The sequence below is a fragment of the Brevibacillus composti genome (assembly GCF_016406105.1).
GTDB lineage: Bacteria > Bacillota > Bacilli > Brevibacillales > Brevibacillaceae > Brevibacillus > Brevibacillus composti.
This window is the reverse complement of the sequence record NZ_CP066308.1, coordinates 1,001,187-1,015,366: the sequence shown is the minus strand read 5'-3', so window position 1 is coordinate 1,015,366 and position 14,180 is coordinate 1,001,187. Positions and strand designations below refer to the sequence as shown.

Here is a 14,180-nt window from a genome sequence, read left to right as displayed (position 1 = left end):
CTTCATGGAGATTTAAGATAAATAGGGGGGGAGTTCCAGCACTTTATATTGACCATCGATGTTTTTTACGGTGTAGGTGTAATGTAAACCATCTCTAAATTTTCCGTCTGTCAAAAAAGCCGCCCGGTTGCCCGAGCGGCTGTGAGTGTGTCGGATGGAAAAACAATCGTCTACGTCGTGCTTGCTCCCTTTTCCTCTTCGCGCAGCGTCCGCCGCAAAATTTTGCCTACGGCTGTCTTCGGCAGCGATTCGCGGAATTCGATGATTTGCGGCACTTTGTAGGCGGCCAGATTTTCGCGGCAAAAAACGGTTAGCTCTTCTTCTGTCAGCGCCGCCTCTTTTTTGCGTACCACGAATGCTTTGACCGTCTCTCCCCGGTACTCATCTGGCACGCCGATCACGACCGCCTCCTGCACAGCGGGATGCTGGTAGAGGACCTCCTCCACCTCGCGCGGATAAATATTGAAGCCGCCCGCGATGATCAGGTCCTTTTTCCGGTCGATGATGTAGTAGTATCCCTCTTCGTCCCGGTAGGCGATGTCTCCCGTGTAGAGCCAGCCGTCCTTTAGCGTCGCGGCCGTCTCTTCCGGCATCCCCCAGTAGCCCTTCATCACCTGCGGTCCGCGTACCACCAGCTCTCCAGCCTCATTCGGGCCGAGCACCGTCTCGCCGTCCTGGAGGCTGACGATTTTCGATTCGGTAAACGGAATCGCCGTGCCGATCGAGCCGGCTTTTCGCTTATCCATCGGGTTGAAGTGCGTAACCGGGGATGCCTCTGTCAATCCAAAGCCCTCCAGAATCATGCCCTTCGTCTTCGCTTCAAACCCTTTGATCACTTCGACAGGCAGAGGGGCGGAACCGCTGGCGCACAGGCGGATGGAGGAAATGCCGTACTCTTCCGCCTTGGGATGGGAATTCACGGCCACGTACATCGTCGGCACGCCCGGGAAGATGGTCGGTCCGGTATCCTTGATCGTCTGCAGCAGCTCCTCCAGATCAAAACGGGGCAAGATGATCTGCTGGGAACCTCCGAAGATCGCCAGGTTCATGCAGACGGTCATTCCATAGACATGAAAGTAGGGGATCACCGTGAGGATGCGGTCAGGCTTTTCCAAGTCCCCGCCCATGATGAGATGCGCTTGCTGGGCATTGATGTAAAGATTGCGATGAGTCAGCATCGCCCCTTTGGAGCGGCCAGTCGTGCCGCCCGTATACTGCAGGACGGCAGTATCGTCCGGTGAGACAGAGACAGCAGGCATCTCTTGGGGCGCGTCAGCCGCGAGGGCGAGCACATTTTCAAAGCGGAGGTAACCCGGCGGAAGCGGCGTGTCCGTCGGCGGCAGCTCGACGACGATCCTCGCGGCGAGGCCGCTTGAACCCGCTGCTTTTTCCACGACCGGCAGGAGTGGGGCAAACACGATCAGGGCCTTGGCTCCCGAGTCGCTGAGGTAGTAATCCAGCTCAGCGGGAACAGACATGGGATTCACCTGGACGACGATTCCGCCCAGCTGCAGGATGCCGTAGTAAGCAGCGACGTAGTGCGGGCAATTGGGCAGCATTACCGCGACCCGGTCCCCCTGCTCAATTCCCAGACTGTGCAGTCCGGCGGCGAATCTGCTTACCATCGCCCCCAGCGTCTGATAATCCCATTGCTGTCCTTTGAAATACAGGGCACTGCGTTCAGGAAAGCGCTTGCAACTTTGCTCCAGCATGTAGGTCAAGGTACCTTGCATCTGTTCATTCGTGCTCATCGTCCGACACTCCCTCATCATTATTGATTGGAAAGTTCCTGTCCAGCTGCGTGTCCTCGGTCCTTTAGCCCATTTCCTCTCTTCTATTGGTTATGCTTCTCCGCTCTTTTTCCTGCTGGATGTTTCAAGAAAAGAAACGAAAAACTCCCAAAAAATTGCGACATTCTTCCGTCGTTGTTACCCCCCTGTAACGAATTGTTGTCGAATTTCGTCTACAATCCATGTAGAGTATCACGATCAAGGTGGGTCTTAGATGAAAACCAAACCAAAGCATAAACGAAAAAGCAAGCTTCCCCTTGTCTTCGTGCTCATCCCCATTCTGATCCTGCTGTTCGTCTCGACCGGCTACGCGGTTGATTTATATCGAAAAGCAACCCTCTTGGAGGAAAAGGCGCATCAGCCGCTGCAGCGGGGAGAAGTCTCGCCCATGCGCGCCAAGGCCGAGGAGCCCGCTCCCGATACCGAGCGCTTTTCAGTCTTGCTGATGGGCGTGGATGACAGCGAGCTGCGACAGAAGCAGTATGGGGAAGCCGTGCGCACGGATGCCCTGCTGCTGGCCACCTTCAATGGCGAGGAGCACTCCGTCAAACTGGTCAGCATCCCGCGCGATTCCTACGTATACGTGCCCGTGGAAAAGAAAAAAGACAAGATCAACCACGCCCATGCCTTCGGCGGCGTGGATGCCACGGTCGAGACCGTCGAGCGACTGCTGGACGTTCCGGTGGATTACTATGTAAAGGTAAATTTCACGGCGTTCATGCAAATCGTGGACGCCCTGGGCGGAGTCGAGGTAGATGTCCCGATCGCCATCACCGAGCAAGACAGCAAGGACAGACCCCGCGCCATCAAGCTGAAAAAGGGGCTGCAGACGCTGAACGGCGAAGAGGCCCTGGCCTTGGTCCGGACGCGCAAAATGGACAGCGATATGGAGCGGGGAAAACGCCAGCAGCTCGTCCTCGAAGCCATTTTCCACAAAGCCCTGTCGATTGGCTCCGTTCCCAAGTACGGTGCCCTGCTGGAGGCGCTCGGCGACAATCTGAAGACGAATTTGCGGCTGCAAGACCTGGAGGCTTTTTATCAATTTGCCAAAGGCCGCGAGCTGACAATCGAGAAGCTGCAGCTGCAGGGAAGAAATATGACGCTGGACCAGATCTACTATTATCAGCTGGATGAGCTGGCGCTGGAGGAGATCCGCCAGTCCCTGAAGGAGCATCTGGGACTGACATCGGCCTCTTCCTCCCGGTCGGCTTCCTAGCGAAAAGAGAGAGAAGCCCCTGGAAAAGTAGGGGCTTTTTTCTACGGCACCGCTTTTCGTCAAGGATGAGCATATCACTGTTAATGTTCACTACTTCTTTTCCCGAAACTGTGGTACCCTTTTGATGAGAGTAAACTTTTTTTGATTTCAACAATGCGAAGGAGATGGATTCACATGGACGCGGCTTTAGACAAGCGGGTGGAGAAAGACTTTCTCGGGGAAAAAGAAGTGCCCCGGCATGCCTATTACGGTGTACAAACACTGCGGGCAATGGAAAATTTTCCAATCACAGGTTACCGCATTCACGAATCGCTGATCAAGGCGATCGCCATGGTAAAAAAGGCGGCCGCCATCGCCAATATGGAAACCGGACAGCTGAACCGCCGCATCGGCCAGGCGATCGTGCAGGCTGCCGAAGAGATTATGGATGGCCAGCTGCACGACCAGTTCATCGTCGACCCGATTCAAGGCGGTGCCGGTACCTCGATCAATATGAACGCCAACGAAGTGATCGCCAATCGCGCGCTCGAAATCCTTGGTTTTGAAAAAGGCGATTACTTCCAGGTAAGCCCCAATACGCATGTCAATATGTCGCAGTCGACCAATGACGCCTTCCCGACAGCGATTCACATCTCGGTCCTGATGATGCTCGAAGAACTGCTGGGCACCATGGAGCAGCTGAAGGAATCGTTTTCGCAAAAGGCGGAGGAGTTTGACAGCGTCATCAAAATGGGCCGAACCCATCTGCAGGATGCGGTTCCGATCCGTTTGGGCCAGGAATTCGAAGCGTATCGCAAAGTGCTGACCCGGGACATCACCCGGATCTCCACCTCCCGTCATCACCTGTATGAAGTAAACATGGGGGCGACAGCCGTAGGAACAGGCTTGAACGCCGATCCCCGCTATATCGAAAACGTCGTGAAGCAACTGGCAGAGATCACCGGCTTTCCGATCAAAGGGGCCTCGGATCTGGTGGATGCCACCCAGAATACCGATGCCTACACCGAAGTGTCTGCCGCCCTCAAAGTGTGCATGATCAACATGTCAAAGATCGCCAACGACCTGCGCCTGATGGCTTCCGGTCCGCGCGCCGGTCTCGGGGAGATCAGCCTGCCAGCCCGTCAGCCCGGCTCCTCGATCATGCCAGGGAAAGTAAATCCGGTCATGGCTGAGGTCGTCAACCAGGTGGCTTTCCAGGTGATCGGAAACGACCACACCATCTGCCTCGCCTCCGAAGCGGGACAGCTGGAGCTGAACGTCATGGAGCCGGTTCTGGTCTTTAACCTGCTGCAATCGATCAGCATCATGAACAACGCTTTCCGCGTATTCAAGGAATACTGCATCGACGGCATCAAGGCCAATGAAGAAGTGATGAAAGCCTACGTGGAAAAGAGCGTCGGCATCATCACCGCCGTCAACCCTCACCTCGGGTATGAAACAGCGGCGCGGATCGCCCGCGAAGCGATCCTCACCGGCCGCTCGGTGCGTGAGCTCTGCCTGGAGCATAATGTTCTCACGGAGGAGGAGCTTAATCTCATCCTCGATCCTTTTGAAATGACTCATCCGGGCATTGCCGGAGCCGCGCTGCTGTTCAAGGAGTAGTCCGCGCTGCGCGCATTCCCAATCGAAATAGCCGATTCCAACCCCCATCCGGTTCGGAATCGGCTTTTTTGTCCGTCCGCCTCGCCGCCTGGCTCTCTGCGCAGAGAGACCTGTTCGGGTGAATCTACTCCGGACGAACGAGAGACCGCGCCGATGGTCAACTGCTTTTGAGCGGAAGCTGGACATAGATGCGGGTGCCCTCGCCTTCTTCGCTCTCGGCGCGAATTTTTCCGCCATGCGCGTCCACGATCCATTTGGCAATGGACAGCCCCAGTCCTGTCCCCTCCTGCTGCCGGGAGCGCATCTTGTCCGCGCGGAAAAAGCGGTCAAAGATGTAGGGAACATCCTGGGGAGAGATCCCCACACCCGTGTCCTTGACGCTCAGGGCAATCGCATTCCCCTCCCGCCTGCAGCTGACTGTAATCGTTCCCTGCTCATCGGTGTATTTCAGCGCATTGTCCAGCAGGATGACGAGCAGCTGCTGCAGCCGCTCCTGATCGCCGGACAATTCCAGCGGATGCTGGATCTGCGTCTCGATCCGAATCCCTTTCACGGCCGCGAGCTGGCGAAAGGTCTGGATGCTGTTTTCAATCAACTCGCCCAGATTTACGGTCTTCTTGAGCAGCTGCAGCTCATTGGAGTCGGAGCGTGCCAGCGTGAGAAGATCGGCCACCAGCTTGTTCAGCCGTTTGGTCTCCTGCATGCTGACCAGGATGTGCTCGCTCTCTTCTTCGATCGTCCGTCCCGGGGAGCGAAAGAGCCGCTCCAGATTCAGCAGGATGACGGAAAGCGGCGTACGCAATTCATGGGAGGCATCGGCGATGAACTGCTGCTGCTTCTCCCATGACAGCTGGATGGGAATCAATGCCCGCTTGGCCAAAAAGAGTCCGGCGAAGATGGCGATGACGATGCTGGCCAGACCTCCGACGCCAAGCACGTACAGAAGCGTGCTGAGCATGTTCATTTCCGGCTCCAGATTATAAATGAACTGGATCGCGCTTACCTTTCTGATACGCCCCTGTTCCACGACCCGTTTATCCGTATAGACGGTGTAGACCCGGTAGACTTGTCCCGCCACCGTCACATTTTCGATGGCGTCCGTCCGTTTGACGGGATGGAGCGGCAACAGCTCTTCGCGCTCTATGATCTCGCCGTACATGTGGCTGATCAGCCCTCCGCGGTCGTCCCAGAGCAGCATCCCGATCCGGCGGTCCACATCTGGCAGCCGTTTTCGCTCGAACTTGAAGAGGACGAGCGGGATCTGCGTCAGTCTCTTCTCGGCCCGCTCCAGCTCCTCGTCCACCTGCGAATAGAGGCGGTATTGCATCGAGAAATAGAGGGCACAGCCCAGTCCGTTCAACAGGATCACAAAGACGATGACGTTGAGCAGGACCAGCCGAATCCGCGTCTTTTTAAACATGCTCCTGGTTCCCTTTCAAAATATAGCCGACATTGCGGATCGTCCGGATGTACTGGTCGCAATCATGCTCCACCAGCTTTTTTCGCAAATAATGAACGTACAAGTCCACGATGCCGTAATTGGTCTCCGAATCAATCCCCCAGATCCGGTCGAAAATCTGGTCCCGGGTCAAAATCTGCTCCCGGTTGTGCAGAAAGTATTGCAACAGGTCGTACTCCTTGCTGGTCAGCTTTAGCGGAGTATCCCCGACATAGGCGTCATGCTCGTGGGTCCTGAGGAAAATCGGCCAGCCAAATGTCTGCGCTCCATTCCGGGCATTGATCTGGTTTATGCAGCAGGAATTCTGGCAGAGATCGGAGATATCGAACGCAAGCGTGTATCCAAGACAGCGGCCGGGATGATCCGTGCCGGTTAACCGGTTTCTCAGTTTGCAAAGTTATGGTCGATCCATCCAGATTCTGCTTTGTGCCTCGCCTTCGGCTGATCGAGTATTGTGTTTAGCTGCATGGTCGAGTTCTTCAAAGTGGTACTTTTTTTGCCGCCTCTTATCAGTAAGGTAGGCCCCGATGAGGATAAAAAAATTGGAATACTAATTAGCGCCCAGAACAAGTAGATCAACTCCAATCAAACTGTTTTCCTTTATTTTACACAACTTTTAATCAAAGGGTATTAAAATGGCCGTATATTTTGTAACGGGAGGAACGTATGAACCCTCCAACAACGAAGACATGGGCAATACGGGAGTTTGATTCAACTGGCAACAAACTGTTGATTTTAGCAATTAGGGAGGGGTTAATACGCCATCCCCATCTCCCATGCCTTGGCCTCCAGGTGTTTTTCCCAAAGAGAAATCTATGTCAGCTCAATCAATTTGATGCTTTCTTTCAGTATTTCTTGCCGTTCCTTAAGTCTCGAATCAAAAATACAACGGTTTACACCAAGATTCTGAGTATATCGGGAAAGTCTCAGGGATTGAGGAATATGGCGTGTTCTTCTGGAAAATGGCATAGATTCGCTTTGTCGGCATCCTCGTTCTCAAATTGCATTGTAAAGGGGAGACGAGGTATTGCTGAGGATAACAAACGTAGATGTGGCAAACAAACAACTCAGTGGAAAATGCCTTCGAAGATTATAAGTACAGGTGAGGGTCATGGCTACATGGGAAGTCCTTTTTCATGCTCACACAAATGGAAATTCAACATGTCTACCAGTAAAGCACGATAAGGTCAAAATTGGAGTAGATGATGTGTTGCACGAGGAATCATCTGAGTGTCCTCTCCATCCTTGTAACACCCACAAATCTCTAAGACACGGCTGTAGTGAAGAAGGGAGTTTCCCTGCTCTGCTCCGGGTTACGCCCCTCAGGGAAGCATGGACTGGCCACTCCGGGGAGTTTCGCAGGGGAGACGCCAAAGTAGATTAGCTTCGAGGTATAATCTTCGAAGGCTTTTCTCTAAAGCCCATAATTGGATTTTGAGCCCTCTCGGTTATAAACAGAAAGTACTTTGCCCAAATTGTGCTATATTTATGCACAAATGGGTCTCCATAATATTTCCAACCGGTTCTGGATATTGCGGAGATACAGTAACGACGAAATACACCGCTCGTAGTTCTATTGGAACTCTTGTCCAGTGTTGGACTCGGAAGCCCATGAAATTAACCGCTAATAAAACCCGTGGCCTATGACCGCGGGAATTTTTACGAGGGGGTATATGGGATGGATAGGGTCAATCGATATTCCTTATTATTCGGTGCACTGGTTATCATTTCCATCGGTGCTTTTTTCCTTTTCAAGAATTTCCTCACCTCGCAAGAATGGTCATACCTATTTCAAGGGTCAAGCCAGCAATGGGAAGGACAGTTCATTGTGAGACCTTCAAGAGATGGGAGTACGGTACTCTACGAGGGAAAGATAAAGCCGTTAACACCCATGAAAATCACCCAACTTAACTATAAGACAGACTTGGTAACAGGCCAACCTAGCGGCACGATGGAATCACCGCTCATCGAAGAAGGAAAACCCATTCAAATATTTGTTACGAGTCCGGGGCATGACTCCATACAGTTTCGAGCAGGACTGAATACGGAAGAGATAACTCATATTTTTTTTCGGGACCTCGTTTATGAAATCACTTGGAATGATAAGACGGGACAGCATACCGAAAAAATCGTCTTGAAATTCGTACCGCCATCGTGACCCGACGATTCGTCTCTTATCAGAGGAAGGGATTGTTTGCTAGAAGTTACCCCATTGCTCTTTCAGAAAAAGAGTTTTTTCATCGAAGAATTCACCCACAGAACTGCAGCGGTCTCGGGAAGAAGCCTGTTTCCCTGCTGTGCGACTGTGGAGCCCTACCCAGCGGAGGGGCGGTTCGCGGGATCCAGGAGCGCAACGTGGGATGACCTCGTAGCAAAACTACTTTTGCGCCTCCCCCGCGAATCGCCCCGGAGCGGACAGTGTACACATCCATGCAGGCGGAGCCCGGAGCTGAGCAGGGAAACAGGCTTCTTCTCGCTACAGCAACGGTCCTGCCTGCGTGCTCCCATGAAATAACGAACAAAGATACCTCCCGAGCCGAACAAAAAAACGAGACAGGTCCCCCCGCCTCGCCATATAAAACGAATCAAGCTGATGCTCAATTGCGGATGCCAGTCTTCTCAGCCAGTTCCGTATAGTACTGCGTTTCCTTCTCCACATCCTGGGTAAATTGAGCCGAATCGGCATAAGCCGGCTCTACCTGGATGTCATGCAGCTTTTTGACAAAATCGGGATCGCTGGTCATCTTGGCGACAGCGGCTTCCCACTTTTTGATGACCCCTTCGGGAGTGCCTTTGGGAAAAGAGACTCCCGTCCACCAAAAGACGCTGAGGCCCTCGATCCCCTGTTCGGCCGCTGTGGGGACATCGGGAAGAAACGGGCTTCTCTCTTCGCCGCCGACGGCCAGTACTTTCACTTTTTTCGCCTGCAGCATAGGGTTGATTTCTCCTACCGTATGGATCGCGAGGACGGCATGGCCACCCGCCACTTTGGGCACCGAGTCGGAGGCTCCCTTGGTGACGATCATGCGCGTCTTGACGTAGTCGCCGCCGATCCGATCCAGCCATTCCGCCACGCCGAATGCGGAGAAGCCTGCCGGACCCACGGACGTCCAGGTGAGTGCATCCGGGTTGGCCCGAGCCCACTCGGAAAAGCTGGCAAAATCGGACCAGGCCGCGTCCTCCTTCACAGCAAACGCCATCGTCCCTTTGCCGATCCGAGCCGTGTAGATCTGATCGTCATTTTTGATCAGCGGTTCGGCCATCCCGGCGGCCAGCATCGACGTATTGGAGACATTGACGGCAAGCACGGTGTATCCATCCGGCTTTGCCTGCTTCAGGGCGTACTCGGCCCCGACGGTTCCGCCGCCGCCCGGCTTGTTGATCACCGCGATCGGCTGCCCCCACTCTTTGCTGAGGTAATCAGCAGCCGCCCGGGCGACCAGGTCTACGCCACCGCCCGCCGAGTAAGGCACGATGTATTCGATTTGTCGGACGGGATAAGCAGGCTCCGTCTTCGTCGCCCCTTGATCCGCAGCGGCGGATGGAGAAGCGGAGGCAGGCGAAGCGTCCGCGGGGGCTGTTTGGGGCTGTGGCTGGCTGCCGCCCGCACCGCAGGCGGCGGCGACCAGGACCGCCAGCAGGGAAAGCAAAAAACGCGACCAGATTTGATAAGCTTTCAAGCAAGATTCCTCCCATAGATGTTCCTCTAGGTAATGTCGATTCCACGCTCCCGCTCTTGCTGCACCCGCAATTGCGTCCGTCTGTTCAGCACCAGGGAGATGACCAAGAGCACCGCAGCGGCCGCCAAGATAACGGAGGAGATGGGTCGCTGCAGCACCAGGGCCAGGCCCTCTGCTGACATCGCTGTCGTCTGGATCAGCGATTCCTCCAGAAGCGGTCCGAGGATAAAACAGAGAACGAGCGGAACGACAGGCCACTTGTATCGGTTCAGCAGGTAGCCAAGCCCGCCGAACAGAAACGCGACCAGCACGTCAAACAAGCTGTTGCGGACAGAGTACGCACCGATCGTGCAAAAGACGAGAATGATCGGGGCCATGATCCCGTACGGCACCCGGGTCAATTTGACCCATAGCCAGACCATCGGCAGATTGAGCACCAGCAGCATCGCATTGCCCACGAACATCGAAGCGATGACCGTCCAGACAAAGCTGGCGTTCTGTTCAAACAGCACCGGCCCCGGGGTCAGACCGTAAATCATCAGGCCGGCCAGCAGGATGGCAAGCGGCGGCGAAGACGGGATGCCGAGTGAAAACAGCGGGATAAACCCTGCACTGCTGGTCGCATTGTTCGCCGCCTCTGGCGCAGCGACCCCCTCCAGCGCCCCGCGGCCGAACCGCTGCGGCTCTTTGGCCACCTTTTTCTCCAGATCATAGGCGAGAAAAGAGGTGATGGCCGCCGAGCAGCCGGGCAAAAGGCCGAGGAAAAAGCCTACCAGACCCCCCCGGACGGCCGGGCCGGCGCTTTGCTTCAGGTCAGCCTTTGACGGATAGACGCTGCCCGGCTTGCCGATTACGGTGGTGACGCGTTTTTCCTCTATCCCCTTCAGCACCTCGGTGATGGCAAACAGCCCGATGATGATGCTGATCATATCCAGTCCACCGACCAGCTTTGCGAAGCCGTAGTCAAAACGGGGCATGCCGGAGGAGGGACCGAGGCCGACCAAAGCCAGCACGTATCCCAGCGCCCCCATGATAAACGCTTTGAGAAAGGAGCCTCCCGACAGGCTGACCATCAGCGTCAAGGCCAGCAGCATCAGCGCCAGATACTCGGGCGGTCCGAACCTGAGCGCCTGATCCGCCAGCACCGGAGCGAAAAAAACGAGTCCGATGACACCCATGATCCCGGCGGCAAAGGAGGCGATGGCCGAAATCCCCAAGGCCGGCCCTCCCCTCCCCTTTTTCGCCAAGGGGTATCCATCCAGGCAGGTCGGCACCGAGGAGATCTCGCCGGGGATATTGAGCAGGATCGCCGTCGTGGAGCCGCCGTACATGGCCCCGTAGTAAATGCCGGCGAGCATGATGATGCCCTGGGTGGGCTCCAGTACCCCGGTCACCGGGAGCAGGATCGCGATGGCAGATGTAGGCCCGAGTCCCGGCAATACCCCCACAAAGGTTCCCACCAGTGCACCTACTGCGGCCATCAGCAAATTTTCCAGGGTCAATGCTTCTGATAAGCCGGATAGCAGAAGTTGCAAGGTATCCATAAACAGCAACCTTTCATAAGAAGAATCCGGTCGGAAACATGATCTGCAGCCAGAGCACGAACACGACGTACAAGCTTCCCGTCAAGATGACGGCCTGGAAGAGAGCCGTCCGCCAGCGGTACGCACCGATGACGCGAAACAGAATCATCGAGACGAGCCAGGTGGACAGCACATACCCCAGTATGTCGATCACCAGTCCGTAGATGAACAGGACCAAGAGACAGCACGCCACATTTTTTCCATAGGGAGGCGGCTTTTCTCCGGCTTCCTCCCGATTCCCCGGACGATACGATTGCAGAAGCAGCGATCCTCCCAGAACCAACAGCAGCAGTCCGAGCATGGCTGGCAGGGTGTGATCGCCTACATACAGGGAGGATGAATAGGATTGCAAGCGATACGCCTCCAGACTGACGACGATTCCCACCGCGATCGAGACCAAGGCTCCCAGAAAATCAGGCAGGTTATAGGGAGCTTTCACATCTTCACCTCACCCTCTGAACCATACAACAGCCTATGGCACAGGCGCCCAGAGTGTTACGTTTCAACTGCTCTTTACCTGACCACAGCAAGATTGGCGCGGGGAAAATCCGTTGGCAGATGGTAAAAAAGAAAACAGGCCAAAGAGACAGGGCTGCTTCCCTGACTTTCAGCCTGCTTTTGATGTCTTGCGGATCAGCTCTTACTTTTTGACCGCTCGTTTTTTCGCTTCCAGTTCTTTGATCAGCTTGGAAGCCATGCGTTTGTTCATCGCCTCTCCCGCGATTGCTTCCCCTGTCTCCGCGGATAACTGCTTCAACAACTCTCTTTGCGTATGCGTCGGTGTCTGCTCCTCCATCAGCCGCTCAAAATTTTCATGGGAAATTTTTACGGCAGTATCTGGCGAGAGCTTGTCGATCACCCGGTATATCGCTTCGTAGGCTCGATCGTAGTTCATGCCGTAGCCGCTGTCTGTGCTCAAAAAGAAGCGGTCGGGGAACCTTTCCATCACCGGTATGTACTCGTCGATCTCCTTGTCGCCCGAGATTGCCGAATGGCCTGCAAAAAAATCGATGTACAGATTGGCGTTCTCTTCCAGCAGACTGGCAAGCAGTGCGGCATTATTGGAAACGGCCGCAGCATTTCCATGGGCCAGAATCATTTTCGTCTCGGGGTGGGCTTGCAAGGCTTCCCGCAGATACAGGATCTGGTTCCCTGCGAGCGGATCCATGTGCAGCAGGATCGGCACCTGGTACTGCGCGCACAATCGATACACTTCGGGAAGCAGGCCATCCATCGGGTTATCCCCTTTCCACGCCACCTTGGAAGTGACGGGCGAACTGGTAGAGGCGGCGATCACCTCGCCAATCCCCATGAAGCCTTGCTCCAGATTTTTTTTCACGATCTCGATGCCTTCCGACGTATGCATGTTAAATCCGGAGAAGAACGGGTAGTACCGATCCGGATTTTTGGAAAAAGCCCGCCAGGTAAGCTGATCGTCACGCATGGCAGCCGGTTCACTGACCGCTCCAAACAGGACAACCTTGTCGATGTGGTATTGATCCCAGATCGGCCCGGTGAACTCTGTGTGAGGCCCATCGTGATTATGGACGTCGATTACTTTCAAATCTTTGTACTTCTCCGCGAGCGGCAGGCTGCCTCCCTTCTCCCGGGCCTCCAAAATGATTGTGCGCATGGCGGGATCAGGCTGGTACACATACGGAAGTCCTCCCGCATCGCGATTCACCAGTAGATAGCCCGCCAGCAGGAGGAGGCTTGCAGCGGTAACCCCTGCTAGATACAGCGTCCGTCTCTTCATCAAAAACACCTCAATTATCAAAGGATGGCAAGATTTTGACACTCTCCCGGATGACCAGCTCCGGCTTCACGACGCGGCTTCTGCCCGTCTGCCCGTTCATCAGCTCCATCAGCATTTCGGCGGCGCTGATGCCGATTCTCGCATGATCGATTTGAACAGTGGTCAGCGGTGGAGTGAAATAGGCGCCCACGAAAAGCCCGTCGTATCCCATCACAGAGAGCTGGTCGGGAACGCGCATGCCCTGCTCCTGCAAAGCATGGATCGCTCCCATCGCCATCAAATCGTTGGCAAAAAAGACGGCGGTCATCCCGGGATTGCGCTCTATCAGAGTGAGCACACTTCGCGCTCCGCCTCTCCCGGTGAAGTCGCTGTCGATCACGCATCGGGCATCGAAGGGAATTCCAGCCTCCTGCAACGCCTTCAGATAGCCTTCATACCGCAGTTTGCAAATGTAAACCAGATCACGGGGGCCATTTACAAAGCCGATTCTGCGGTGCCCCGACTGGATCAGATGCCGAACTGCCCGACAAGCCCCGTCTACTTCATCGGTGCCCAGATTGGAGCAGTGCCGTCCCTGTGTGCTCTCTTCCAGCACCACAGCCGCAAGCTTCATGTCCAGAACGTCGCGCAGCACCGGGTGATTTTCCAAGAACCCCGGCAAAACAACAACGCCCTCGAGCTTGCGAGCCTTGCATATTCGCGGCAATTCTCCCGGTTCATACCGGTCGGGGGGCAGCGAAATCATAATCGTTTCTTTGCCGTACATCCGCAGCGTTTTGATCAGCGATGGAAACGTTTCGAAAAAAGCAGGACGCACCTCGAAATCCGTCTCCGGGATAATCAACCCGATCAGATTGCTCCTTTTGTTAACCAGTTCCTTTGCGCCCAGATGCGGCACGTAGCCCTTTTCCCTGGCCATCTCCAGGATTTGTTCTCTCGTTTCTTTTTTGACCCCGTACGCACCGTTCAATGCACGTGAAACCGTGCTTGGGGAAATGTTCAATGCCCTCGCGATATCTTTGATGGAGATGCCCATCGATTCACCACCTGTTTTGCAAACGTTTGCGAAATTACTTAAATTATGACATAAAATA

General features: G+C 54.8%; 12 protein-coding genes. 4 read left to right on the top strand and 8 right to left on the bottom strand.

Annotation, left to right across the window (positions count from 1 at the left end; genetic code table 11):
- Window positions 1-170 precede the first annotated feature (170 nt).
- Window positions 171-1,751, bottom strand: a complete 1,581-nt coding sequence (locus JD108_RS05375; protein WP_198828883.1) for a long-chain-fatty-acid--CoA ligase — start codon at window positions 1,749-1,751, stop codon at window positions 171-173.
- Window positions 1,752-2,004: 253 nt separating this feature from the next.
- Here JD108_RS05375 and JD108_RS05370 point away from each other — a divergent pair, with 253 nt between their 5' ends.
- Together JD108_RS05370 and aspA are read left to right on the top strand one after the other, a co-directional pair.
- Window positions 2,005-3,006 (top strand): LCP family protein, encoded by a 1,002-nt coding sequence (locus JD108_RS05370; protein WP_198828882.1) that lies wholly within the window; start codon window positions 2,005-2,007, stop codon window positions 3,004-3,006.
- A gap of 174 nt (window positions 3,007-3,180) precedes the next feature.
- Window positions 3,181-4,608, top strand: coding sequence for an aspartate ammonia-lyase (aspA, locus tag JD108_RS05365; protein WP_198828881.1), 1,428 nt, complete (start codon window positions 3,181-3,183; stop codon window positions 4,606-4,608).
- A gap of 157 nt (window positions 4,609-4,765) precedes the next feature.
- Here the strand turns inward: aspA and JD108_RS05360 are convergent, their stop codons facing one another.
- Together JD108_RS05360 and JD108_RS05355 are read right to left on the bottom strand one after the other, a co-directional pair.
- Window positions 4,766-6,028: a sensor histidine kinase gene (locus tag JD108_RS05360; protein ID WP_198828880.1), complete on the bottom strand. Its 1,263-nt coding sequence runs from the start codon at window positions 6,026-6,028 to the stop codon at window positions 4,766-4,768.
- Complete coding sequence (locus JD108_RS05355; protein WP_228728407.1) at window positions 6,021-6,257, bottom strand: winged helix-turn-helix domain-containing protein; 237 nt, start codon at window positions 6,255-6,257, stop codon at window positions 6,021-6,023. The genes JD108_RS05360 and JD108_RS05355 overlap by 8 nt, the downstream gene beginning before the upstream one ends.
- A 36-nt stretch (window positions 6,258-6,293) precedes the next feature.
- Between JD108_RS05355 and JD108_RS05350 the strand changes: the two genes are divergently transcribed.
- Entirely contained in the window at window positions 6,294-6,443 is a 150-nt protein-coding gene (locus tag JD108_RS05350) for a transposase (RefSeq protein ID WP_198828879.1), read from the top strand.
- Window positions 6,444-7,745: 1,302 nt separating this feature from the next.
- Window positions 7,746-8,225, top strand: a complete 480-nt coding sequence (locus tag JD108_RS05345) for a hypothetical protein (RefSeq protein ID WP_198828878.1) — start codon at window positions 7,746-7,748, stop codon at window positions 8,223-8,225.
- A 439-nt stretch (window positions 8,226-8,664) separates the two neighbouring features.
- Here JD108_RS05345 and JD108_RS05340 read toward each other — a convergent pair whose 3' ends face one another.
- From JD108_RS05340 to JD108_RS05320, 5 genes are all read right to left on the bottom strand, one after another.
- The gene (locus JD108_RS05340) at window positions 8,665-9,747 is read right to left on the bottom strand and encodes a tripartite tricarboxylate transporter substrate binding protein (protein WP_198828877.1); all 1,083 of its coding nucleotides are present in this window, start codon (window positions 9,745-9,747) and stop codon (window positions 8,665-8,667) included.
- 26 nt (window positions 9,748-9,773) lie between these two features.
- Window positions 9,774-11,291, bottom strand: coding sequence for a tripartite tricarboxylate transporter permease (locus JD108_RS05335; RefSeq protein ID WP_198828876.1), 1,518 nt, complete (start codon window positions 11,289-11,291; stop codon window positions 9,774-9,776).
- Window positions 11,292-11,304: 13 nt separating this feature from the next.
- Window positions 11,305-11,769, bottom strand: coding sequence for a tripartite tricarboxylate transporter TctB family protein (locus JD108_RS05330; protein WP_198828875.1), 465 nt, complete (start codon window positions 11,767-11,769; stop codon window positions 11,305-11,307).
- 201 nt (window positions 11,770-11,970) lie between these two features.
- Window positions 11,971-13,086, bottom strand: a complete 1,116-nt coding sequence (locus JD108_RS05325; protein WP_198828874.1) for an amidohydrolase family protein — start codon at window positions 13,084-13,086, stop codon at window positions 11,971-11,973.
- A 10-nt stretch (window positions 13,087-13,096) separates the two neighbouring features.
- Window positions 13,097-14,122 (bottom strand): LacI family DNA-binding transcriptional regulator, encoded by a 1,026-nt coding sequence (locus JD108_RS05320; RefSeq protein WP_198828873.1) that lies wholly within the window; start codon window positions 14,120-14,122, stop codon window positions 13,097-13,099.
- Between the last annotated feature and the right edge of the window lie 58 nt (window positions 14,123-14,180).